22 protein-coding genes and 1 CRISPR repeat array are annotated in these 21,333 nt (G+C 72.4%); of the genes, 9 read left to right on the plus strand and 13 right to left on the minus strand.

Going from position 1 to position 21,333, the window contains the following annotated elements; translation table 11 throughout:
- The first annotated feature begins 23 nt into the window (after positions 1 to 23).
- Together BS72_RS21110 and BS72_RS21115 are read left to right on the plus strand one after the other, a co-directional pair.
- The gene (locus tag BS72_RS21110; protein WP_037912655.1) at positions 24 to 1,235 is read left to right on the plus strand and encodes an adenosine deaminase; all 1,212 of its coding nucleotides are present in this window, start codon (positions 24 to 26) and stop codon (positions 1,233 to 1,235) included.
- A 98-nt stretch (positions 1,236 to 1,333) separates the two neighbouring features.
- Complete coding sequence (locus BS72_RS21115; protein WP_037912657.1) at positions 1,334 to 1,657, plus strand: hypothetical protein; 324 nt, start codon at positions 1,334 to 1,336, stop codon at positions 1,655 to 1,657.
- A 418-nt stretch (positions 1,658 to 2,075) separates the two neighbouring features.
- On the opposite strand, the gene BS72_RS21120 is transcribed toward BS72_RS21115, so the two are convergent.
- The 4 genes from BS72_RS21120 to BS72_RS21135 all read right to left on the minus strand — a co-directional run bounded on the left by BS72_RS21120 (position 2,076) and on the right by BS72_RS21135 (position 5,655).
- Complete coding sequence (locus tag BS72_RS21120; protein ID WP_037916977.1) at positions 2,076 to 2,552, minus strand: VanZ family protein; 477 nt, start codon at positions 2,550 to 2,552, stop codon at positions 2,076 to 2,078.
- 171 nt (positions 2,553 to 2,723) lie between these two features.
- Complete coding sequence (locus BS72_RS21125; RefSeq protein ID WP_037912658.1) at positions 2,724 to 3,311, minus strand: hypothetical protein; 588 nt, start codon at positions 3,309 to 3,311, stop codon at positions 2,724 to 2,726.
- Positions 3,308 to 4,981 carry a sensor histidine kinase gene (locus BS72_RS21130; RefSeq protein ID WP_232792487.1) on the minus strand — a complete coding sequence of 558 codons (1,674 nt, stop codon included), beginning with the start codon at positions 4,979 to 4,981 and terminating at the stop codon, positions 3,308 to 3,310. The genes BS72_RS21125 and BS72_RS21130 overlap by 4 nt, the downstream gene beginning before the upstream one ends.
- Positions 4,978 to 5,655, minus strand: coding sequence for a response regulator transcription factor (locus tag BS72_RS21135; protein ID WP_198545929.1), 678 nt, complete (start codon positions 5,653 to 5,655; stop codon positions 4,978 to 4,980). Before BS72_RS21135 ends, BS72_RS21130 begins: the two co-directional genes overlap by 4 nt.
- Before the next feature lie 230 nt (positions 5,656 to 5,885).
- On the opposite strand from BS72_RS21135, the gene BS72_RS21140 reads away from it, so the two are divergent.
- The gene (locus tag BS72_RS21140) at positions 5,886 to 6,650 is read left to right on the plus strand and encodes a SigE family RNA polymerase sigma factor (protein WP_037912662.1); all 765 of its coding nucleotides are present in this window, start codon (positions 5,886 to 5,888) and stop codon (positions 6,648 to 6,650) included.
- 433 nt (positions 6,651 to 7,083) lie between these two features.
- On the opposite strand, the gene BS72_RS21145 is transcribed toward BS72_RS21140, so the two are convergent.
- On the minus strand, positions 7,084 to 7,497 hold the full coding sequence (locus BS72_RS21145) for a VOC family protein (protein ID WP_037912663.1): 414 nt from the start codon (positions 7,495 to 7,497) through the stop codon (positions 7,084 to 7,086).
- A 79-nt stretch (positions 7,498 to 7,576) separates the two neighbouring features.
- On the opposite strand from BS72_RS21145, the gene BS72_RS39605 reads away from it, so the two are divergent.
- Both BS72_RS39605 and BS72_RS21155 read left to right on the plus strand, forming a co-directional pair.
- Positions 7,577 to 8,101, plus strand: coding sequence for a helix-turn-helix domain-containing protein (locus BS72_RS39605; protein ID WP_051951358.1), 525 nt, complete (start codon positions 7,577 to 7,579; stop codon positions 8,099 to 8,101).
- Between the two features lie 14 nt (positions 8,102 to 8,115).
- The gene (locus BS72_RS21155; RefSeq protein WP_232792646.1) at positions 8,116 to 8,538 is read left to right on the plus strand and encodes an MmyB family transcriptional regulator; all 423 of its coding nucleotides are present in this window, start codon (positions 8,116 to 8,118) and stop codon (positions 8,536 to 8,538) included.
- 88 nt (positions 8,539 to 8,626) lie between these two features.
- Here the strand turns inward: BS72_RS21155 and BS72_RS21160 are convergent, their stop codons facing one another.
- Positions 8,627 to 9,292, minus strand: a complete 666-nt coding sequence (locus BS72_RS21160; RefSeq protein ID WP_232792488.1) for a hypothetical protein — start codon at positions 9,290 to 9,292, stop codon at positions 8,627 to 8,629.
- Positions 9,293 to 9,461: 169 nt separating this feature from the next.
- On the opposite strand from BS72_RS21160, the gene BS72_RS21165 reads away from it, so the two are divergent.
- On the plus strand, positions 9,462 to 9,845 hold the full coding sequence (locus tag BS72_RS21165; RefSeq protein ID WP_037912665.1) for a hypothetical protein: 384 nt from the start codon (positions 9,462 to 9,464) through the stop codon (positions 9,843 to 9,845).
- Between the two features lie 247 nt (positions 9,846 to 10,092).
- Here the strand turns inward: BS72_RS21165 and BS72_RS38555 are convergent, their stop codons facing one another.
- From BS72_RS38555 to deoC, 5 genes are all read right to left on the minus strand, one after another.
- The gene (locus BS72_RS38555) at positions 10,093 to 10,272 is read right to left on the minus strand and encodes a hypothetical protein (RefSeq protein WP_051951363.1); all 180 of its coding nucleotides are present in this window, start codon (positions 10,270 to 10,272) and stop codon (positions 10,093 to 10,095) included.
- Positions 10,273 to 10,610: 338 nt separating this feature from the next.
- A complete protein-coding gene (locus BS72_RS21175) occupies positions 10,611 to 10,916 on the minus strand; it encodes a hypothetical protein (RefSeq protein ID WP_037912668.1) in 306 nt (101 codons plus the stop codon).
- A 146-nt stretch (positions 10,917 to 11,062) separates the two neighbouring features.
- Positions 11,063 to 12,118, minus strand: coding sequence for an aldehyde dehydrogenase family protein (locus BS72_RS21180; protein ID WP_198545930.1), 1,056 nt, complete (start codon positions 12,116 to 12,118; stop codon positions 11,063 to 11,065).
- Complete coding sequence (locus BS72_RS21185) at positions 12,111 to 13,571, minus strand: aldehyde dehydrogenase family protein (protein ID WP_232792489.1); 1,461 nt, start codon at positions 13,569 to 13,571, stop codon at positions 12,111 to 12,113. The genes BS72_RS21180 and BS72_RS21185 overlap by 8 nt, the downstream gene beginning before the upstream one ends.
- Positions 13,572 to 13,576: 5 nt before the next feature.
- The gene (gene deoC / locus BS72_RS21190; protein ID WP_063836116.1) at positions 13,577 to 14,611 is read right to left on the minus strand and encodes a deoxyribose-phosphate aldolase; all 1,035 of its coding nucleotides are present in this window, start codon (positions 14,609 to 14,611) and stop codon (positions 13,577 to 13,579) included.
- A gap of 516 nt (positions 14,612 to 15,127) precedes the next feature.
- Here deoC and BS72_RS21195 point away from each other — a divergent pair.
- From BS72_RS21195 to BS72_RS21205, 3 genes are all read left to right on the plus strand, one after another.
- Positions 15,128 to 15,892 (plus strand): PH domain-containing protein, encoded by a 765-nt coding sequence (locus tag BS72_RS21195; protein WP_037912669.1) that lies wholly within the window; start codon positions 15,128 to 15,130, stop codon positions 15,890 to 15,892.
- Between the two features lie 339 nt (positions 15,893 to 16,231).
- Positions 16,232 to 16,786 (plus strand): hypothetical protein, encoded by a 555-nt coding sequence (locus BS72_RS21200; RefSeq protein WP_157856294.1) that lies wholly within the window; start codon positions 16,232 to 16,234, stop codon positions 16,784 to 16,786.
- Positions 16,787 to 17,065: 279 nt separating this feature from the next.
- Positions 17,066 to 17,620 (plus strand): hypothetical protein, encoded by a 555-nt coding sequence (locus BS72_RS21205; RefSeq protein WP_157856295.1) that lies wholly within the window; start codon positions 17,066 to 17,068, stop codon positions 17,618 to 17,620.
- Between the two features lie 48 nt (positions 17,621 to 17,668).
- Here the strand turns inward: BS72_RS21205 and BS72_RS21210 are convergent, their stop codons facing one another.
- The gene (locus BS72_RS21210) at positions 17,669 to 19,822 is read right to left on the minus strand and encodes a hypothetical protein (protein WP_037912676.1); all 2,154 of its coding nucleotides are present in this window, start codon (positions 19,820 to 19,822) and stop codon (positions 17,669 to 17,671) included.
- Between the two features lie 475 nt (positions 19,823 to 20,297).
- Positions 20,298 to 20,571: direct repeats of the CRISPR family, unit length 30 nt; unit sequence GTGCTCCCCGCGCGTGCGGGGATGGTCCCC.
- Between the two features lie 87 nt (positions 20,572 to 20,658).
- A complete protein-coding gene (locus tag BS72_RS21215) occupies positions 20,659 to 21,258 on the minus strand; it encodes a DinB family protein (RefSeq protein ID WP_078901869.1) in 600 nt (199 codons plus the stop codon).
- Between the last annotated feature and the right edge of the window lie 75 nt (positions 21,259 to 21,333).

Here is a 21,333-nt window from a genome sequence, read left to right on the forward strand (position 1 = left end):
GCGTAGGCGTTATCGTTCCCCTCATGGAGAACGCCACAGCCACCCACCGTCCCCACCGTCCCACCGCTGAGCAGATCCGCCGCGCACCCAAGGCGCTCCTGCACGACCACCTCGACGGCGGACTGCGCCCGGGCACCATCATCGACATCGCCCGGGAGACCGGCTACGAGGGGCTGCCCGAGACCGAACCCGACCGGCTCGGCGCCTGGTTCCGGGACGCCGCGGACTCCGGCTCGCTGGAGCGCTACCTGGAGACGTTCGCCCACACCTGCGCCGTGATGCAGACCCATGACGCGCTGGTCAGGGTGGCCGCCGAGTGCGCGCAGGACCTGGCCGCCGACGGCGTCGTCTACGCCGAGATCCGCTACGCCCCCGAGCAGCACCTGGCGGGCGGGCTGACGCTGGAGCAGGTGGTCGAGGCGGTCAACGAGGGCTTCCGGCTGGGTGAGCGCCGGGCCCGGGAGGACGGCAACCGCATCCGGGTGGGCGCGCTGCTCACCGCCATGCGGCACGCCGCCCGCTCCCTGGAGATCGCCGAACTCGCCAACCGCTACCGGGACTCGGGCGTGGTCGGCTTCGACATCGCCGGTGCCGAGGCGGGCTTCCCGCCCACCCGGCACCTGGACGCGTTCGAATACCTCAAGCGCGAGAACAACCACTTCACCATCCACGCCGGCGAGGCGTTCGGCCTGCCGTCGATCTGGCAGGCCCTCCAGTGGTGCGGCGCCGACCGGCTCGGCCACGGGGTGCGGATCATCGACGACATCGAGGTGGCCGGCCGCGAGGACGGCGGTGCCTCCGACCCGTCCGAGGGCGCCGGCCGGCAGGTGCGGCTGGGCCGGCTCGCCTCCTACGTGCGCGACAAGCGGGTGCCGTTGGAGATGTGCCCCACCTCCAACCTCCAGACCGGCGCCGCCAGCTCCTACGCCGAGCACCCGATCGGGCTGCTGCGGAGGCTCCACTTCCGCGTCACCGTCAACACCGACAACCGGCTGATGTCCGGCACCAGCATGAGCCAGGAGTTCGCGCACCTCGTAGAGGCGTTCGACTACACGCTGGACGACATGCAGTGGTTCACCGTCAACGCGATGAAGTCCGCGTTCATCCCTTTCGATGAACGGCTCGCCATGATCAACGAGGTGATCAAGCCCGGATACGCCGAGCTGAAGGCGGAATGGCTGTTCGGTCCGGCCGCCGCCGCAGGGCCGGTGGCCAGCGGTTCCGCGCTCCGCTAGGCGCTGACGGCGGCCCGCGGCGAGGAGACGGGAGGCGGGGTCCGGGCGCGGCACGCCCGGTTGCACGCGAGGTTTCCCGATGACTACGTTCCGTTGTCATGCAGACCCGAACCAAGAAGACCCTCGCCGCAGCCGCACTCGGGCTGGCCGCCACGGCCGCCGCGGCCGGCACCGCCTCCGCCACCAGCCTGGTGTCGAGCCCGAACGCCCTCGCCCCGGTCGGCTCCGCAGCCGGCCTGGTCCCCGGCGCCGCCACCTCCCTCGCCGGAGCGCAGACCGCGGTCGCCCACGGCACCTCCGCGGTGCCGGCCAAGTCGAGCAGCCTGGTGCCCTCGGACAACCACCTCTCCGGGAACTCGGTCGCCCCGGTCACCGGCCTGCTCGGCGGCCTCCCGGCCGGCGGCAGCATCCTCGGCGGCTGACCCCCCGGTCCGCCCCCTGAGCCGCCCCGCCGGCTCGCCGGCCCGTCCCCCTGCCCGCGCGAACGCGGTGCGCCGCCCCGCCCGTTCCGGGTGACGCCGCGCGGGCGAAGGGCGCCGTGCCTCCCTCGCGGGCGCACCGACCCGTACGGCCGCGCCCCTCACGTCCGAGGTGCGCGGCCGCCGACCTTCCGGGTTCCGCTTCCGCGGGCCGGGCGGGCCGACGGGCGGGACGAGCACCCGGCCGGGAGGCCCGCGGCGGGTACCCGGGAGGCCCGCGGCGGGTACCCGGGAGGGTTGACCGGCGGGTACCCGGGAGGGTCGACGGCCAACGGGGTCCGGAGCAGAACGGGGTCCTACGGGGAAGGGCCGTGCGGGTGCCACGGGACCGGCGCGGGCCGTGCGACCGGGTTCCCGGGTGCTACGGGACCAGCGCGGTCGCCGGCTCCCCGGGCGCCGCGGTCTGCCGGGCGGCGCCGCGCAGCCGCCGCCGGGCCGCCGGCACCACCAGCACGTGCGCGAGCGCCACCCCGGCGGTGTTGAGCAGCAGCGCGTCCACGTCGAAGAGCTGCCCGGGCACCATCGTCTGCGCGAACTCCACCGACATCGAGACCATCAGCCCGGCGAACACCGTCCGGGCGAACGAGGCGTACGCGGAGGTCTCCGCCCGCCCGCCGGCCATCGGCAGCAGCACGCCGAGTGGCGCCAGCAGCCCCAGCCCCGCGCCCAGCCGCCGGGCCGCCTGCACCGGGCCCATCGCCAGGTCGTCGTGGATCGTGCTGAACGGGCGCAGGTTCGGCGCCGGCACCCACGCGACCGCGTGCGGGCGCAGCAGCATCCAGCCGACGAAGACCAGATACGCGGCGGTGAGTACGATCCCGACCGCGCGCACCCTCATGACCAAGCCATCGTGCCGCACACCGTCGATGACGCCCTCCTCGACCATTCCGGTTCCGCCTCGCCTCTCGACACACCCCCGCATGCGCCGGTGACACGGCTCACGGTCCTCGTTCCGCTGCTGCCGCCGGACCCCGAGGGGCGGCCGGTCACCTCCCGGGTGAGCCGGTGGTCACAGCGGGGTGCCGGCGTCGTCCGCGCCGGTGCGCAGATCCGAGGTGCAGGTGTACGAGCGGAGGCCGTCGGAGGGTCCGGGGCCGCCGATGGCGACCGCCCGGTCGGGGGCGACCATGGCGTCCGAGGTGAGGGTGCAGACGATCTGGGCCAGGGCGAAGGGCGGCAGGGCGCTGGGTGCCTGGTTGAGCCGCAGCGAACTCGCGGGGTCGCCCTCGCGCGGGCCGGCCAGCTCCAGGGAGGCGGGGACGGCCGAGGAGAAGCCGGCCTTGGCCTCCTCCGGGCGCGGGCTGAACTGGATCTGGCTGATGAGCTGCTGCACCCGGCCGTACCAGTCGACGCGGCTGTCGGGCAGCGTCAGGTTCCGGCTGACCGGGGTGACCTGCATGCTGCACACCAGGAACACCTGCCGGGTGACCTCGCTCGGGTCCGGCTTGGCCGGCGGGCGGGGTGCCGCGCACGACACCCGGGTGGGGGCCGGTCCGGCGTCGACCGGGACGCTGGTCGTGCGGATGCCGCAGCCGCTCAGCAGCACCAGGCCGAGGACGGCGGTCAGCGGCAGGCCGTAGCGGCGGGCCGGGGTCATCGGGTGCCTCCCGAAGTGCCGTCGCCGTCCGCGCGGTGGGCGCCGGTGGCGTTGGGAGCGCTGGAACCGCTCGTGCTGCTCGGACCGTTCGTGCTGCTCGGGCCACTCGGGCCACTCGGGCCGCTCTGGCCGCCGGTGGAGCCGGCCGTGTCGGCGCGGTGGGCGCCGGAGGGCCCGGTGGGGGAGCCGGCGCCCTCGTCCTCCTCGGACCTCGGGCGCACCGGCAGCCGCAGGGTGAAGACCGCGCCACCGTGCGGGCCGTTGGCGGCGGTGATGGTGCCGCCGTGGATGTGCGCGTTCTCCAGCGCGATGGACAGGCCCAGGCCGCTGCCCTCCGAACGCGCCCGGGAGGCGTCCGCCTTGTAGAACCGGTCGAAGACGTGCGGCAGCACCTCCTCGGGGATGCCCGGCCCGTGGTCGGTGACGGTGATCACCACGTCGCCGTCCGCGCCGCCCTCGTGGCGCAGCCGCACCTGGACCGGACTGCCGCCGTGCTTGAGGGCGTTGCCGATCAGGTTGGCCATGATGACGTCCAGCCGGCGCGGGTCGAGGGTGGCCAGCAGGCCGCGGGGGGCGTCCAACTCGATCGAGTCCAGCCAGGCGCGGGCGTCCATGCAGGCCATGATCATGTCGGCCACGTCGACCTCGTCCACCCGCAGCTTCGCCGTCCCGGCGTCGAACCGGGTGACCTCCATCAGCGTCTCCACCAGTTCGTTCAGCCGACGGGTCTCGCTGACCACCAGCCGCACGGCCGGCGCGATCATCGGGTCGAGCGCGTCCGCCTCGTCCTCCAGCACGTCGGTGACCGCGGTGATCGCGGTCAGCGGGGTGCGCAGCTCGTGCGACATGTCCGCCACGAAACGGCGGCTGGCCGCCTCCCGCGACCGCAACTCGTCCACCCGCTGTTCCAGTTGCTCGGCCGCGTCGTTGAAGGTCGCCGCGAGTTCGGCGAGTTCGTCGGTGCCGGTGACCTTCAGCCGGGTGGTCAGGTGGCCCTCGCCGAGCGCCTTGGCGGCCTCGCCGAGCCGCCGCACGGGCCGCAGCACCGCCGAGCCGGCCGCCTGCGCGAGCAGCGCCGCGCCGATCAGCGCCAGCAGCGTCGCGATGCCCAGCGACCACGCCAGCGAGTTGAGGTCCTTGCGCTCGGACTCCAGCGACTTGAGCATGTAGCCGGTCGGACCGCCGTCGTTGATCCGCGCCCCCGCCACCAGGTACGGGTGGCCCTGCAGGTCGATCCGCTCCCAGTGCAGGTGGTAGAGGCCGTGGTCCTGCTTGTGCGGGGTGTTGACGGCCCGCTGGAGGGAGTCCGGCACGTCGTGGAGGGAGAAGGAGTCGTGGTCGGAGGTGACCGCGCACTCCGATCCGTCGGTCGAGGCGTCGAGCAGCAGCGCCTGGTACGTGTCCGGGCTGCCTATGCGGTTCGCCACCGTCACCAGCGACTGGCAGGTGGGCCGCGCCGGAAGGGACGCGGCGTTGCGCTGGAGGGAGTCCCGGAAGTCGTCCAGGGCGCTGTTCTGGGCACGGGTGAGCACCGCGTCGCGGTTGAGCCAGTACGCGATGCCGGAGACGGACACCGCGGCGGTCAGGGCCACGAGGGCGAACACGGCTATCAGCCGCAGCCGCAGGCTGGTCCAGCGCCGGAAGTGGACCCGGGCGCGTTGCGAGGTCACTGAGGCGTGTCCAGGCGGTAGCCGACCCCGCGGACGGTGCGGATCAGCGTCGGCGAGGACGGCACGTCCTCGATCTTCGCCCGCAGCCGCTGCACGCACGCGTCGACCAGCCGGGAGTCGCCCAGGTAGTCGTGCTCCCACACCAGCCGCAGCAACTGCTGGCGGGACAGCGCCTGGCCGGGCCGCCGGCTCAACTCCAGCAGCAACCGCAGCTCGGTCGGGGTGAGCTGGAGGTCGTTGCCGTCCTTCGTGACGGTCATCGCGCTGCGGTCGATGACGATCGACCCGAACGCGGCCGAGTCGGTGGAGTCCCGCTCGCCGCGGCGCAGCACGGCGCGGATACGGGCGTCGAGCACCCGCGGCTGCACCGGCTTGATCACGTAGTCGTCCGCGCCGGACTCCAGGCCGACCACCACGTCGATGTCGTCGCTGCGCGCGGTGAGCAGGATGATCGGCAACTGGTCCGTACGCCGGATACGGCGGCACACCTCGAAACCGTCGATGCCGGGCAGCATCACGTCGAGCACGATGAGGTCGGGACGCTGCTCCTTCAGGAGCTTCAGGCCGTCCTCGCCCGTGGCCGCGGCCGCCACACGGTGGCCCTGACGCGACAGGCCGAGTTCGAGACCCGTGCGGATGGCGTCGTCATCCTCGATCAGCAACAGGAAAGGCACGGGCGCCATTGTTGCTTACATCGACCCGGGGGTTGAAGCACGGGGGGCTTCCCGACGCGAGTGGTTCGCGAGTGGTTACGGGGGACGGCAGCTCTGTTGCGCGCCTGTGACACTCGGCGGACAGCGCGATGAAACTGGCCCGGCAGGCTGATCCTCATCGGACGAACGCACCGCTCGACGGATGCGACGCCGAAAACCACGCGGCAGGTTCCACTCCCGGGGGCGCACCTATGAACGCACTGCTCAGCACCGTCACCAGCACCACGCAGTCGGCGTGCGCCCGTCCCGGCACGCGAGCCGGGGACGCCCCCGGTGGCCGGGCGCACGTCCGCGCCGGCCGGACCGGCGCCCACGCCGCCGCCCGCCCCCGCCCCGCGCACATCGCCGCGGTGGACGCCCCCGCCGCCCTGCGGCCCGGCGCCCCGGCCGAGGAGCTGCCCGCGGGGCAGCGCACCGCCGAGCAGGCGGCCGACGCCGAGGCGGCGTTCACCGCCTACGTCCAGGAGCGGCGGGCCTCGCTCTACGCCACCGCCTACCACCTCACCGGCGACCGGTTCGCCGCCGAGGACCTCCTGCAGAGCGCGCTGTTCTCCACCTACCGCGCCTGGGACCGGATCAGCGACAAGGCGGCCGTCGGCGGCTACCTGCGGCGCACCATGACCAACCTGCACATAAGCGCCTGGCGGCGGCGCAAGCTCAACGAGTACCCGACCGAGGAGCTGCCGGAGACGGTCGGCGACACGGACGAGATGGGCGGCACCGAGCTGCGCGCCGTGCTGTGGCAGGCGCTGGCCCGCCTCCCCGAGCAGCAGCGGACCATGCTGGTGCTGCGCTACTACGAGGGCCGCACCGACCCGGAGATCGCGGACATCCTGGGGATCAGCGTCGGCACGGTGAAGAGCAGCATCTGGCGCTCGCTGCGCCGCATGCGCGAGGACCAGGCGCTCAGCTTCGGCCGCGACGAGGAGGACGCCTTCGGCGAGCTGGTCGCCTGAGGGCCGCCCCGACGGGACTCCCCGCGAGCACGGGGACCGGGGGAGACCGGGGAGAACGGCAAAGACCAGGGGAGACCGGGAGGGACCGGGGGAAGCACGGGGGAGCGGGGCCGGACGGCGAGAGGGAAGCCGTCCGGCCCCCGCCGCGCGTACCGCCGGGGCGCGCGCCGGTCTTCGCGGTGTCCGCGGAGGACGGCGTCCCAGGCGTACGGCGAGGCCGTCCGCGCCGGGCCGCCGCGCCCGCTACCGCTCCGGCAGCACCGTCGCGGCCCCCGCGAGGAAGAGCAGGCCGAGGTAGGTCCACGCGTGGACCTGGTCGGGCAGCCCGAGGCGCCTTCAGCCACGCCTCCGCCACGCCTTCGGGCCTCGGCCCCGGAGCCTGATCGGTCGGAGCTGCCTGATCGGTCGGATCGGTTGCCGTTCAGGCCGCCGTTCAGGCCCGCTCCGGCCGGTGGTGGACGTACTCCACCACCGTGCCGTCCGGGTGCCGCACGGTGAAGTTGGCTCCCACCGGGACCCGTTGGGGCGGCGCGACCACCTGCGCCCCCTCGGCCAGCAGCCGTTCGTAGTACGGCTCCACGTCGTCGACGAGGAGGGTGCCCGTCGTGGCGCGGAAGGGCCGCAGGGAGTCCTCGTCGCCCTCGATGACGAGGAACGCCCCCACGGCCGCCAGCCTGAGGTCCATCTCGGGGTAGGGCATCAGCATGTCCGCGGACGTGCCCTGGAGCCGTTCGTAGAAGCCGATCGCCTCCTCCAGGCCGCCGGGCGCGACGAAGACGCGGATGAGCACCCGGGGCTCCTTCCGCCGGGACGAGTCGGGGTCGCGGAGCCAGAGCTTGTCGGTCATGGGCGCCAGCCTGCCCCCGGCGGCCGCGGCCCTGGCAGTTCACCGAACGTCCTGTTGGTACGGGTCATAGGCTTGCCGCATGTCCCCCGACGCGCTCCGCCGCGAACTCGGCGGGTTCCTGCGGGCGGTCCGCGAGCACACCGCGCCCGCCGACGTGGGCCTGGCCGCCGGCCCCCGCCGCCGCACACCGGGGCTGCGGCGCGAGGAGGTCGCGACGCTCTCCGGGGTGAGCCTCGCCTGGTACACGTGGCTCGAACAGGGCAGAGTCGCGGTGTCGCGGCAGGTGCTCGACGCGGTGTGCCGGGTGCTGCGGATGGATGCCGGGGCCCGCCGGCACGCCCTGGAGCTCGCCGGGTTCCACGACGGATCCCGCTCCGGCACGGCCCTCCCCGACACGGTTGTTCCGGGCGACACGGCTCCGGGCGACACGGTTCCGGGAGGCGGCTCCCGCGACGGCTCCGCTCCTGACGGCCCCGCCCCGGACGGCCCCGCCCCGACGACCCGGCTCCTGACGGTGCGCGCGGCGACGCCGTACCGCCGGCCCGGTCGGAGGGGGACCACCTGCGGCGGCTCATCGACGCCTGGCCCGGCACACCGGCGCTGATCCTCGACCGGCGCCTGGACATCAGCGGCTGGAACACCGCCTACCGCGAGACGGTGCACGACCTTTCGGCCGTCCCGGGCGAGCGGCGCAACCTGCTGCTCCTGCTCGTCGGCGACCTCACCGAGGCCGTCCCGGAGTGGCCGCGCCTGCTCCGCGCCCTGCACGGCTGGTTCCGCTCCGGCACCGACCATCTGCCCGACGACCCGCGGGTGGCCGCCATCCGCCGGCTGCTGGCGGCCGAACGCCCCGACCTCGCCCACTGGTGGCGGTGCCGGGCGGTGGCCGACTTCGCGTCGACCACGCTGGAGGTGCGCGGCGTCCCGATGACGCTCTCCCTGCTGCGACCGGACGCCTCCGCCGACGCCGCCGTCCTCGCCTGCACCCCCGTCCGCGCGAGCAGCGCGCCTCCGGCCGCCGAGCGGCTCCGTAGCGGCTGACCGGACGGCCGCCGCCTGCCCGAGGCGCCCCGGACCCGCCCCGAGGCGCTCCCGGGACGGGTCCGGGACGGGGCCGCGCCGTCTCCCGCTACGCCGCTGTGGGCACCCGGTGCGAGGCCGCGGCGGCGATCCGCCGCAGCGCCTGGGTCTGGTCGCAGGGCGCGCAGCCCAGCCGCACCTGCCGGGCGACGATGTCCCGTTCGGCCCGCATCAGGTGGAAGCCGCGGCGCAGCAGGAACGGCACGGACTTGCGGCCCTCGCGGAGGTCCCGGGCGAAACGGCGGCGCGCCGTCGTGACGGGCCCGCCGCGCACGCACAGCGCGTCGGCGAGCAGCCCCTCGTCGGCGCACCGCGCGGCGATCTCGGCGGCGAAGACGCCCTCCGCGACGAAGAGGGGAGCACCCGCGAGGTCCAGCACGGTCGCGCCGCGCACGGCGCTGGCGGAGATGTCGTAGACGGGCGTGGCGGCCGAACCCCGTTCGCACAGCGTCCGGATCGCCTCGACCGCGGCGTCGGCCCGCCAGGACGCGGGCGCGTCCCAGTCCACGGCCGGACCGTCCCCCAGCAGCGGCAGGGACGGGTCGCCGGCCTCCTTGTAGAAGTCGTCGAGCGCGAGCACGGGCAGGCCGCTGCGGGCAGCGACGGAGGACTTGCCGGAGCCGGAGGGGCCGGTCAGCAGCACCACACGGGCGGGGGACGCCACGTCGGCGGCGGCGCGCGGGGCCTGCGGGGAAAGGGGGGAGGGCGCGGTCACGGACACCCATTCTCCCGTACACCCCGACCGGGTTACGACGCGCGGTACGGAACTACGCTGCGTCCCGGTTGCGTTACGCTGCGACGGCAAGGCGCCGGCCGTACCGCCGCGGTGCCGTCGCCCGTCAGGGCGGCGCCGGCCGGCCATCCGACCGGACCGAAGGACCCTCATGCCCTCCCGCTCTTCCGTGCGCGCCGCCCTCACCGTGACCGCGGCCGCCGCTGCCGCCGCCATCGTCCCCGCGGCCGCCGCGCACGCCGCCGCCCCGCCGCTCCAGCACACCGTGGACGCGCTGCCGGCCCCCGGGATCACCTCGGCGCTGCCCACCCAGTCGGTGACCGGCGCCCTCGCGGCCGGCATCGCCCCGGTGCGGGACCTGAAGCTGGACCCGCTCAACAACACCACCGTGGACCCGCTGACCAACGGCCTCGGCACCCAGGTCGCCGACTTCAAGCCGATCTCCACGACGTCGCTCACCGGCCCGATCACCGACGGCGGCTCCCTGGGCACCCTCCCCCTCGTCGGCACCGTCACCGGTCTGCTCCCGCACTGAGCACTGACTGCCGAGCACGTCGGACACGGCGTCGACGTGCCGGGTACGGCGGGCACGGCGCCGATGTGCCGGGTACGGCGGGCACGGCGTCGACGTGCCGGGTACGGCAGACACGGCGGGCACGGCGGCCCGGCGTGCGGCCCGCCCGACCAGCGACGGTGGCGCGGGGCCTGGGCGGCCGGGCCCGGCCACCCCAGGGCGGCGGACTGCGCGCTGGGGCGGCCGGGCGGGGTGTCGGGGCCCTACGTCACAGCAGGGCGGGTTTGGCCGAGCGGAAGTCGGAGAGCGAGTCCACCGGCAGGACGGCGACGCCCTCACCGGCTGCTCCGAGAGCGTCCCGGTAGGCGCACAGGTCGTCAGGGTCCGAGGTGAGGACGACTGCCTGCTCATGCCGTGCCGCGATCACCGTGACGAGGGCGTCCACCACGTCAGGCCGCTTTTTCGCGGGAAGTGAGGCGCGGGCCGCGCAAGCCCCTGCCCGCTTGGCGTCCTCAACAGTGTGCCCGGCCAGGCAGACGCCGCAGGACCCTGCCGGTGCCATGGACGGTGAGGAGGGCGTAGTGGAGAACACCATGCATGTCGGCAACACCCGCGACAGCGGTGTCCAGTGACCTGGCTGGGGACGCCATGCCTGCGCCAGAACCGGTACCAGCACGACCGGTGGGTGGTGTCCCGGTTGTGCGATGAGCAGATCGTGTAGCCAGTGTGCGTCAGGGTCGCGGCGTTCGAGCGCGATGAGGGCGCCGGTGTCGTAGGCGAAGACCGTCACGCGGCGGCGCCGCCGCGCCTGGCGAATGCCGCGTCGATCGCGTCGAGGTAGGTCTTCATTGCTTCCCTGTCGGCAGCCGAGGGCGGCATGACGCCCGTGTCGTCCGCCGGTTCGGCTTCCGCAGCTCGACTCAGTCCGTCGAGTTCGGCGAATCGGGCAGCGATGCGGTGGACCCTCGCTACTTCGGAGAGCGCGGCCACTCGGAGGAAGGCCGACAGATCCAGCCCCTCGGCCTGCGCGGCGGCCCGCACTGCCTCCTCCTCTTCCGGTTCCAAGGTGAGAGTGAGTCTGCTCTTCGTCATGACACCATCGTATGACGGCGTAGGACGCGGTGGAGGCTCCTCGTCGGGCGAAACCCGAACGAGTGAACGGGACCGCCCGGGCCCGGCCACCCCAGGGCGGCGGACTGCGCGCTGGGGCGGCCGGGCGGGGTGTCGGAGGCGGAGGGTCAGACGCCCATGGGGTGCCAGACCGTCTTCGTCTCCAGCCACGCGGTGAGGCGGGACGTGCCGGGGTCGGCCGTCCAGTCCTCGGACGCCGGGCGGCGCACCCGCTTGAGGTTGTCGGCCGCGGCCGCCTCCAGCTCGGCGGCCAGTTCGGCGGACGCGCCGGTCAGGTCGATCGCGTTGACGTCCTGGTGCGCGGCCAGCGGCGGGCCCAGCTCCGCGGTGCGGCCGGAGAGGATGTTGACCACGCCTCCGGGTACGTCGGAGGTGGCCAGCACCTCGCCCAGCGACAGCGCGGGCAGCGGCGCCCGCTCCGCGGCCACCACCACGGCGGTGTTGCCGGTGGCGACGACCGGAGCCAGCACCGACACCAGGCCCAGCAGCGAGGAGTCCTGCGGGGCCAGCACCGCGACCACGCCGGTCGGTTCGGGCGTGGAAAGGTTGAAGAACGGCCCGGCCACCGGGTTCGCGCCGCCCACCACCTGGGCGATCTTGTCGGTCCAGCCCGCGTACCAGACCCAGCGGTCCACCGCCCGGTCCACCTCCGCCGCGGCCTGCGCCGGCGTCAGCCCCTCGGCCTCGGCCACCTCGCGGGCGAACTGCTCGCGCCGCCCCTCCAGCATCTCCGCGACCCGGTAGAGCACCTGGCCCCGGTTGTACGCGGTCGCGCCCGACCAGCCGCCGACCGCCTTGCGGGCCGCGACCACCGCGTCCCGCGCGTCCTTGCGCGAGGCCAGCGGGGCGTTGGCCAGCCACGTGCCGCCGCCCGCTCCCGCACCCGCGGCCCTGGACTCCGCCACCTCGTACACCCGGCCGCTCTCGGAACGGGGGAACTTCCCCCCGACGTACAGCTTGTAGGTCTTCAGCACGCCCAGCCGCACCCCGGCCGCCACCGGCTCGGGCCGCGCGGCCTCCCCGGAAACGGCCGCGGCGGCCTTCTCCGGCTGCGCTGGCTTCTCCGGCTGTGCTGCCTTCTTCGACGGCGCGGACTCCTCAACCTGCCCGGTCCGTCCGGCCTGCTCTGCCTTGCGGGCGGCGCCCGCCTTCTTCTCAGACATCGAGGTACGCCTCCAGGCCGTGCCGGCCGCCTTCCCGGCCGTGGCCGGACTCCTTGTAGCCGCCGAACGGCGACGTCGGGTCGAACTTGTTGAACGTGTTCGCCCACACCACCCCGGCCCGCAGCCGGCTCGCCACCGCCAGGATGCGCGAGCCCTTCTCCGACCAGATCCCCGCCGACAGCCCGTACGGGGTGTTGTTCGCCTTCGCCACCGCCTCCTCGGGGGTGCGGAAGGTCAGCACGGACAGCACCGGCCCGAAGATCTCCTCCTGGGCGATCCGGTGCGCCTGCGTCACCCCGGTGAACAACGTCGGCGCGAACCAGTAGCCGGACGACGGCAGTTCGCACGCCGGCGCCCAGCGCTCGGCGCCCTCGGCCTCACCGGCGTCGGCCAGCTCCGTGATCCGGGCCAGCTGCTCGGCGGAGTTGATCGCGCCGATGTCGGTGTTCTTGTCCAGCGGATCGCCGACCCGCAGGGTGGACATCCGCCGCTTCAGCGCGTCCAGCACCTCGTCCTGCACCGACTCCTGCACCAGCAGCCGCGAGCCCGCGCAGCACACGTGGCCCTGGTTGAAGAAGATGCCGTTGACGATGCCCTCGACGGCCTGGTCGATCGGCGCGTCGTCGAAGACGATGTTGGCCGCCTTGCCACCGAGCTCCAGCGTCACCTTCTTGCGGGTGCCGGCCACGGAGCGGGCGATGGCCTTGCCGACCTCCGTGGAGCCGGTGAACGCCACCTTGTCCACGCCCTCGTGCGCCACCAGCGCGGCGCCGGCGTCGCCGTACCCGGGCAGGATGTTGACCACCCCGCGCGGCAGCCCCGCCTGCCGGCACACGTCAGCGAAGAACAGCGCGGACAGCGGCGTCGTCTCGGCCGGCTTGAGCACCACGGTGTTCCCCGCGGCCAGCGCCGGAGCGACCTTCCAGGCCAGCATCAGCAGCGGGAAGTTCCACGGGATGACCTGCCCGGCCACCCCCAGCGGCCGCGGGTCCGGGTGCCCGGGAACGGCGTGGGCGAGCTTGTCGGCCCAGCCTGCGTAGTAGAAGAAGTGGGCCGCCACCAGCGGCAGGTCGACGTCCCGGGTCTCCCGGATCGGCTTGCCGTTGTCCAGCGTCTCCAGCACGGCCAGCTCGCGCGAGCGCTCCTGGAGGATGCGGGCTATCCGGAAGAGGTACTTGCCGCGCACGGCGCCCGGCAGCGCCGCCCACGGGCCGAACGCCCGGCGCGCGGCGGCCACCGCGCGGTCCACGTCGGCCTCGCCGGCCCGCGCGACCTCCGTGAGCACCTCCTCGCTCGACGGCGAGACGGACGTGAACACCCGGCCGTCGGCCGCGTCGGTGAACTCGCCGTCCACGAAGAGGCCGTAGGAGGGCGCGAGGTCGACGACCGCGCGGGACTCCGGCGCGGGTGCGTACGCGAACAACTGGTGCTTGTCCTGGGTGGTGTCGGACACGGGAATCAGTCCACCGTCACGTAGTCGGGACCGGAGTAGCGGCCGGTGCGGAGCTTCTGACGCTGCATCAGCAGGTCGTTGAGGAGGCCGGAGGCGCCGAACCGGAACCAGTCCGGGGACAGCCAGTCGTCGCCGGCCGTCTCGTTGACCAGCACCAGGAACTTCAGCGCGTCCTTGGTGGTGCGGATGCCGCCGGCCGGCTTCACGCCGACCTGGACGCCCACCGCGCGGCGGAAGTCGCGTACGGCCTCCAGCATGAGCAGGGTGTTGGCCGGGGTCGCGTTCACCGCGACCTTGCCCGTGGAGGTCTTGATGAAGTCCGCGCCGGCCAGCATCGCCAGCCACGAGCAGCGGCGGATGTTGTCGTACGTGGACAGCTCGCCGTTCTCGAAGATCACCTTCAGGTGTGCGGAACGGCCCCCGGGCCGCGCGCACGCGGCCTTGACCGCGCGGATCTCCTCGAAGACCTCCATGTACCGGCCGGCCAGGAACGCGCCGCGGTCGATCACCATGTCGATCTCGTCCGCGCCCGCGGCGACCGCGTCGGCGGTGTCGGCGAGCTTCACGGCGCGCGAGGCCCGGCCGGAGGGGAACGCCGTCGCCACGGCGGCCACGTGGACGTCCTGGCCGCCGGCCGCGGCCAGCGCCTCCTTCGCGGTGGCGACCATGTCGCCGTACACGCAGATCGCGGCGACCCTCGGCGTCGAGCGGTCCAGCGGGTCCGGCCGGACGCCCTTGGCGCACAGCGCCCGCACCTTGCCCGGCGTGTCGGCGCCCTCCAGCGTGGTCAGGTCGATCATCGACACCGCGAGGTCCAGCGCGTACGCCTTCGCGGTCGTCTTGACCGACCGGGTGCCCAGCGTCGCCGCACGGGCCTCCAGGCCCACGGCGTCCACGCCGGGCAGGCCGTGCAGGAAGCGGCGCAGCGCCTGCTCGCTCGCGGCCACGTCGTCCAGCGCGGCGCGCCGCGCGTCGGCCTCGGGGGCGTACGCGGGAACGGCAGCGGGCTCGTCGTCTGTCGGGGGTGCTATGGAGGGCATGCTCACCAGGTCACCATATCTACGCGCGTAGGGGTCCGCTAGTCGCCCGATGGGGGGAGGGCGCGCCCGGCGTGCGGCAGGACGTCCCGGGCGAGGTGAGGGCGAGGTGAGGGCGCGTACGGGGCTCGCGCGCGGACGGCCACGGGGGTGTCCGCGGCGCCGCGGTACCCCGGTCGGCCTACCGGGCCGGCGGCGACGCGCGCGGCGGGCACCGGAGCGGCGCGGCGATCACCGACGGGGCGCGGTGATCGCCGACCGACGGGGTGCGGTGATCACCGACGGGGTCCGGGCGGGGTCCGGGCCGGGGTGCGGACGGGCGCGGAACCAGGGTGCGGACGGGGTTCGGGCGGGGTGCGGACGGGATCAGGACGGGCTTCGGGCGGGATCAGGACGGGCCTCGGATGAGGCTCGGACGGGGCTCGGACGGGGCTTGGGGTGGCGCGGGGCGTGATCGGTGCGGGAATGGAACACGGCCGTGCCCGGGGTCGCGGTGGCCGTCATGCAGAATCGGGGGTTATGACGCGCTCCAAGAACCAGCCGCCCGGGTCCACGGCCCCCGTCGAACCGGGGCAGCCGCAGTACGCCGACCGTGCCTACCGGTCCAGGGCCGGCATCGTCGGCGGCGTGCTGCTGCTGGCGCTGGCGGGCTGGATCGGCGGTGACGCGGTGGCCCGGGGCACCGGGCGCACGCCCTGGCTGGCGCTGGCCGCCCTGCTGCTCGCGGTCCCGCTGATCGTCGCGTTCACCCTGCGTCCCGCCGTCTTCGCCAACGACGACGAGATCCGGGTCCGCAACCCCTTCCGGACCATCACCCTCCTGTGGGGCGGCGTGGACGCGCTGCGCGCCCGCTACTCCACGGAGCTGCTGGCCGGGGACCGCAAGTTCCAGCTGTGGGCGATCCCCGTCTCCATCCGGGGCCGCAAGCGTGCCGCCCGCCAGACCGTCCGGGCCCAGGACCCGAACCGCCGCGACCCGTTCGGCCTCGGCAACGTCCCGCGCCGCCCCCCGGCCGGCATCGCGGAGGACGGCACCATCCGGTCCTGGGGCGACCAGGCGCTGGCCGAGCTGCGCGAGCTGAACGAGCGGCACGACACCGAGGAGGCGTCCAAGGCCGCGCGTGCCCGCCGCAAGGCGGAGCAGGAGGGCGGCCCGGAGGCGGTGGCGGCGCTGGACGCCCAGGTGACCGAGCGCCCCGAGCCGAGCGTGCGCTGGGCGTACGAGGTGATCGGCCCGGCCGTGGCGGGCCTGGTCGTCCTGGTGATCCTCCTCGCGACGGGCTGAGCCCCGCGGGCCCATCCCCCGGAGGGGCCACCCCGACCCCGAACCCGTCCTCCTGGTCCTCCCGTGACCCTGCGGCCCTGCGGCTCTGCCCGGAGGGCCATGCGGGGCTGGGCGGGCTTTCTCCTGTGTCTCAGGTGTCGCAACGCTTGGGTGCCTCTAGGGTGGTGGAGGTTCACCGTGGGGGAGGGCGTTATGGCGGAGCGTGATGTTGGCCCTGGAGGGGCTGTCGGTGACGGGGTGGGGGCGGAGGGTGCGATTGCCTTGTCGCCGATCCGTGTTCCGGGTCCGGGTGAGCGGGATCGGCGGCGTCGGCGGCGGTCGGCGTTGGTGTGGGGTGCGGTGGGTGTCGTGCTGGTGGGTGGTGCGGTGGGGTGGTTGGTGGCCGGGCGGGGTGGTGGCGGTGCCCAGCCGGTGAGGCACACGGCGGTGATCCCGCAAGCCTTCGGTGCGTACCGGGAGGCGAAGGCAGGGGACAACGAGTGGCCGGAGTATGCGTCGCCGAACACCGATGTCTCCAAGGGTGAGGCGTATCTGACGTATCGGGCGTCTGGGGGCAGGGCGATGGCGATCGACGTGAAGCTCGATCCGGTGGCCTACACGGCGGATGACGGTACGCGGATCGGTCCGGGTTCTGACAATGACACGACGTCGCTTCTGGGTATCTCGGACGCCGGCATCGCGCGGAGCTACCCGGGGCCCCGGCAAGGCGGAGAAATCCAGTGCGCTGCTCCGACCTACTCCGGCGTCACGATCACGACTTGTGCATGGCAGAGCAAGGCGGCGGAGATCACCTACACCCCGTTTCTGAACCACCGTGCAGTGGTGAGCGCGACCGCGCAGAACGATTTCCGCTCGTTTCTCGACGCGCTGGTGATCAAGCCTGCGACGTCCTGACCGGCTTGACGCCTTCCTCTGGGCGTGTGGTCGGTGGTCCGGCTTCGCCGAGCGGGCTTTCTCCCGTGTCTCAGGTGTCGCAACGCCTGGGTGCCTCTAGGGTGGTGGAGGTTCACCGTGGGGGAGGGCGTTATGGCGGAGCGTGATGTTGGCCCTGGAGGGGCTATCGGTGACGGGGTGGGGGCGGAGGGTGCGATCGCCTTGTCGCCGATCCAGGTTCCGGGTCCGGGTGAGCGGGATCGGCGGCGTCGGCGGCGGTCGACGTTGGTGTGGGGTGCGGTGGGTGTCGTGCTGGTGGGTGGTGCGGTGGGGTGGTTGGTGGCCGGTCGAGGTGGTGGCGGTGCCCAGCCGGTGAGGCACACTGCGGTGATCCCGCAAGCCTTCGGTGCGTACCGGGAGGCGAAGGCAGGGGACAACGAGTGGCCGGAGTATGCGTCGCCGAACACCGATGTCTCCAAGGGTGAGGCGTATCTGACGTATCGGGCGTCTGGGGGCAGGGCGATGGCGATCGACGTGAAGCTTGATCCGGTGGCCTACACGGCGGATGACGGGACGCGGATCGGTCCGGGTTCCGACAACGACACGACGTCGCTTCTGGGTATCTCGGACGCCGGCATCGCGCGGAGCTACCCGGGGCCCCGGCAAGGCGGAGAAATCCGGTGCGCTGAGGACAGGGCGGCGGGGCATACGGATACCGTGTGTGCGTGGCAGAGTAAGTTCGCTGAGATCAGGTACTTCCCAATGGTGAACCACCGCGCAATCGTGAGCGCGACCGCGCAGAACGATTTCCGCTCGTTTCTCGACGCGCTGGTGATCAAGCCTGCAAAGTCCTGACCGGCTTGACCACCAGTATTCCCGGAGAAAGCTGTATGTTCCGACCGTTCAGTCGGTAGCCAGTTTCTGAAACTGAACCACCTGACTGAATCCCTTGCCTTCCAGAGTTCTTACCACGGCTGGGTCCTGGAGCCACATGTTGTAGGCGGTCCGCTGTCGGGGCGTCATGTCCGTCGTCTCCTTGACCGTGCCGTTGGGGTTGAGGAAGTCGTCGGCGGGGCTGTGGATGTACACAGGAGGTTTTGCTGCCGGATGGCCCTTGGGAGGCGCGCCGTACGGATCTCCCGAGTACCACGTGGTACCCGATGCGTCGTCCGGGCTGCGCGGATGGTCGCGGACGCGGATGGCTGTGGGTGTGAACGTTCCGTCCTCACGGCTGGTGTTGTCCAGCAAGCCGTTCGCCTTGCGCCGGAACGCGTCCTGCCACTCGTCGGGAACTTTCACGTCGCTGATCTTCCCGTACCTGCTCGCAAGGCTTCCCGGGGCGTCTTCGGGTTTCACAGAAATCTCGCTTATCAGCCATCCTGTAAGGAGTTGCTTGGCTGTGTCCTGGCCAAATCCAACGGCTGCTTCCTTGGCTGCGCCCGCAGCAGCTTCAACCCCGTCGGTGCGCGCGATCATAGCGTAGTCGTAGGCTCCGTTGACGAGGCTGGAACGCGTGCTGTTCACCTCGTCGGCCCAGGAGTCGGCTTCTCCCTCCAAGGAGTTCTCGGCGTAGGTGAATGCCGTGTCATAGGCACCCATCATCGAGCCCTGTTTGATCGACAAGTAGTCCTGCGCGTGCTCATCGGTCGGTGAAACGGAGTCGTCGAGCTCAAGGTCGATCCTGTTGCGGTAGGCGTCGAAGAGGGCGCTCAACTGGCCGGCGCCTTTGGCACTTCGGGCGGACTCGTTGAGGAGCGCCTGCCAGAGCGGGGTGCCGATCTCCACGCCGGGGCGGTGGGGATCCTGGGCCGCCTGGAACGCCTTCTCGTTCCACTGTGACATCTTGGTCGTGAAGCCCGCGGCCTGCGCGTCGGCCCCCCAGAGCAGGTCACCCGTGGGGGAGACGATGCCGTACTCCATGTCGTCCCAGTAGGCGCTGACCAGTTGCGAGTAGTAGTAGTCGATCGGGACGTATGTGTGGACCGTGCTGTCCGGGCCGTTCTGATGGCGGAAGTTGTCCATCAGGACACGCGCGGTCAGCTTCTGGGCGAGCGGCGCGTTCGTGGCTTTGAGTGTGATCGTGCCGGCGGTCATCAGGTGCGCGAACGCCGTCGCTCGTGCGGGCGGACTGCCGAGGTTCAGCCAGGAACCGGGATAGAGCAGCTCCTGCGTCGCGGCGTAGTGGCCGTCCATCCATTCGCCGGCGGCCTCCGGGTTCCCGGCAAGGGCGGTGAAGACCTGGCTGTAGTGATCGCTCCCGAAGGCGCCGTTCTCCATTTGGCTGGCACCCATGTACGTGGTACCGCTCTTCTCGGGGTCGCTGCTCAGGAACCGCCCCCCGAGTGCCAGGAGGAAGTCCTTGTCCTGGGAGCCGCCCGGCAGCAGGCCGGATATGTAGTCAGGGCGGAAGTTCCCCGCGGGGTCCTTGAAAGCGTCGAGCCACCTGTTCCAACTGGCCTGCTTCTGCTTGGCTGTCTGCCCCTCGAAGGCGACCTTCGTGAACGTGCCGAAGGTCTGCGCGAGGACATCGCGGTCGGCCTCGACCTGGTCCGGATGGTCGCCGTACCGCCCGGCGGGGCTCTGCTCGGCCATGCCGTTCGTGATCACCAGCAGCCGTTCCTCACCGAGTTGGTTGTAGAACGCCTTGAGGTAGTCGGGATCGTCGGCGTGCTCCTTGAGCTCGGCGAAGAGGGCCTCGTCCGGTTCCTGGCCGCCGTCCACCTCCTTGCCGAAGCGGTTGGCGAGCGCCTTGCCCTCCTTCTTCGACAGCGCGGTGGTCCCGACCATGCTCTCGTCGACGGAGGCCATGCCCTTGTGCCCCGGGTACGGCTTGTCCGCGGCCATCGCCAGGTGGTAACGGCGCGTCAGCATGGGTGTCTGGTCATCCATCCAGCCACAGATCACCTTGATCTCGCCCAACGTCGAGCTGTCCAGGCCGAGATTTCCGAACTGCGAGGCGTAGTAGGACGCCCGGTCGCGGAGATGATCCCTGTCGTGCGCGAACGACCCGGACATCTTCTGAAACGCGTCCGCGTCGATTCCCGAGAACTCACCCATGGTGCCGTCCCTCCCCAGTCGGCCACCACGCACCGTGGTCGGTGGAACCACTGCGTGTGAGATGAAGATACGTTACGGAAGGGGCCGTTGGGCGCGCATGGGGAGAAGGCGGTGCGCCTGTCCGCGATCACGCATTCCGCTTTCGTCAATTGCGCTGGAGTGACGATCGGTTCTGGCGACTTCAGCAGGCTCCGGGCGCCGCCTCCGCTTCTGTGGGGAGTTCCTCGGGCGCTCCGGTGCTCGGTGCGATCCCCGACGATGGCTCCTGCTCGCGTCCCGGAACGTCGCTGAACCTTGTGCAGGGATGTGACAGCTGAGGAGCCCCTGCTGCGCGATGCTGTTCCCATCGCTCCGCATACCCGGAGCCGAGCCAGGGGAGCGATGGTGAGAAGTGAGTCGTTTGCCCGATACGTCGGAATCTCAACGAGTAAGTAAAAACCGCTCCGTGCGACTCTAAAACCCCAGGTCAGTTCCTGTGCTCCCCGCGCGTGCGGGGATGGTCCCGGGCCGCCCACGTAGGTCGGCGACGTGGGGTCGTGCTCCCCGCGCGTGCGGGGATGGTCCCCAAGTCCGACCCGCTTGTCCGGACCGACGACAGTGCTCCCCGCGCGTGCGGGGATGGTCCCCTCTGGACGTCCTTCGGCTACCTCGACACCCCGTGCTCCCCGCGCGTGCGGGGATGGTCCCCCGGAGGGGTCCAGCGGCAGAAACTCAGTACGGTGCTCCCCGCGCGTGCGGGGATGGCCCCACGCTAGGAACGTTGCTAGGAACGTTCCTAGCATCGGAGGATAGGTGCTCCCGTGGTCCCGCCCTGGTCGGGCGGGATGTCGGAGGGGTCAGCCCATGGACTTCGCGTTGTCGAGGGCTTCGCGGATGATGTCGGCGTGGCCGGCGTGCTGCGCGGTTTCGGCGATGACGTGGAGGAGGACGCGGCGGGCCGACCAGTGGGCGCCGGGCTCGAACCAGGGGGCCTTGGGCAGGGGCTGGGTGGCGTCGAGGTCGGGGAGGGAGGTGACGAGGGTGTCGGTGGTGCGGGCCACCTCGGTGTAGGCGTCGAGCACGCCGGCCAGGGTGTCACCCGGGAGCATGCGGAACTCGTCCGCGCGGCGCGCGAAGTCCTCCTCCGTCATGGCGTCGAAGTCGCCCAGCGCGGAGGGACCCTCGGTGATGAAGGCGATCCAGCCGCGTTCGGTCGACGTCACGTGCTTGATGAGCCCGCCCAGGCACAGTTCGCTCACGGTGGTGCGCTGTCCGGCCTGCTCGTCGGTGAGGTCGCGGGTGGGGAGGCGGAGGAAGTGCCGGTGCCTGGCCAGCGACTCCAGCAGGTCCGCGCGCTCGCCCGACAGCGCCGTGCCCTTTCCGGTTCCCGTCCCCTTGCCTGCTTCCGCCGCCGCGCTGGCCGTCTCGGGAGTCGTCCCAGCCGTCACGTTCGTCATGTCGCCGTCCTCCGTCACTCGTCTCGCTCTTCTCAGTCGTCGTCCGGTGTCGTCGCGCGTCCTCGGGTCGCGGGG

Source organism: Actinacidiphila yeochonensis CN732 (genome assembly GCF_000745345.1).
Classification (GTDB): Bacteria; Actinomycetota; Actinomycetes; order Streptomycetales; family Streptomycetaceae; genus Actinacidiphila; species Actinacidiphila yeochonensis.

Coding starts and splice junctions, on each gene's coding strand:
- BS72_RS21110 (WP_037912655.1), top strand. CDS start 24: ATGGAGAACGCCACAGCCACCCACCGTCCCCACCGTCCCACCGCTGAG.
- BS72_RS21115 (WP_037912657.1), top strand. CDS start 1,334: ATGCAGACCCGAACCAAGAAGACCCTCGCCGCAGCCGCACTCGGGCTG.
- BS72_RS21120 (WP_037916977.1), bottom strand. CDS start 2,552: ATGAGGGTGCGCGCGGTCGGGATCGTACTCACCGCCGCGTATCTGGTC.
- BS72_RS21125 (WP_037912658.1), bottom strand. CDS start 3,311: ATGACCCCGGCCCGCCGCTACGGCCTGCCGCTGACCGCCGTCCTCGGC.
- BS72_RS21140 (WP_037912662.1), top strand. CDS start 5,886: ATGAACGCACTGCTCAGCACCGTCACCAGCACCACGCAGTCGGCGTGC.
- BS72_RS21145 (WP_037912663.1), bottom strand. CDS start 7,497: ATGACCGACAAGCTCTGGCTCCGCGACCCCGACTCGTCCCGGCGGAAG.
- BS72_RS39605 (WP_051951358.1), top strand. CDS start 7,577: ATGTCCCCCGACGCGCTCCGCCGCGAACTCGGCGGGTTCCTGCGGGCG.
- BS72_RS21165 (WP_037912665.1), top strand. CDS start 9,462: ATGCCCTCCCGCTCTTCCGTGCGCGCCGCCCTCACCGTGACCGCGGCC.
- BS72_RS21175 (WP_037912668.1), bottom strand. CDS start 10,916: ATGACGAAGAGCAGACTCACTCTCACCTTGGAACCGGAAGAGGAGGAG.
- BS72_RS21180 (WP_198545930.1), bottom strand. CDS start 12,118: ATGTCTGAGAAGAAGGCGGGCGCCGCCCGCAAGGCAGAGCAGGCCGGA.
- deoC (WP_063836116.1), bottom strand. CDS start 14,611: ATGCCCTCCATAGCACCCCCGACAGACGACGAGCCCGCTGCCGTTCCC.
- BS72_RS21195 (WP_037912669.1), top strand. CDS start 15,128: ATGACGCGCTCCAAGAACCAGCCGCCCGGGTCCACGGCCCCCGTCGAA.
- BS72_RS21210 (WP_037912676.1), bottom strand. CDS start 19,822: ATGGGTGAGTTCTCGGGAATCGACGCGGACGCGTTTCAGAAGATGTCC.
- BS72_RS21215 (WP_078901869.1), bottom strand. CDS start 21,258: ATGACGAACGTGACGGCTGGGACGACTCCCGAGACGGCCAGCGCGGCG.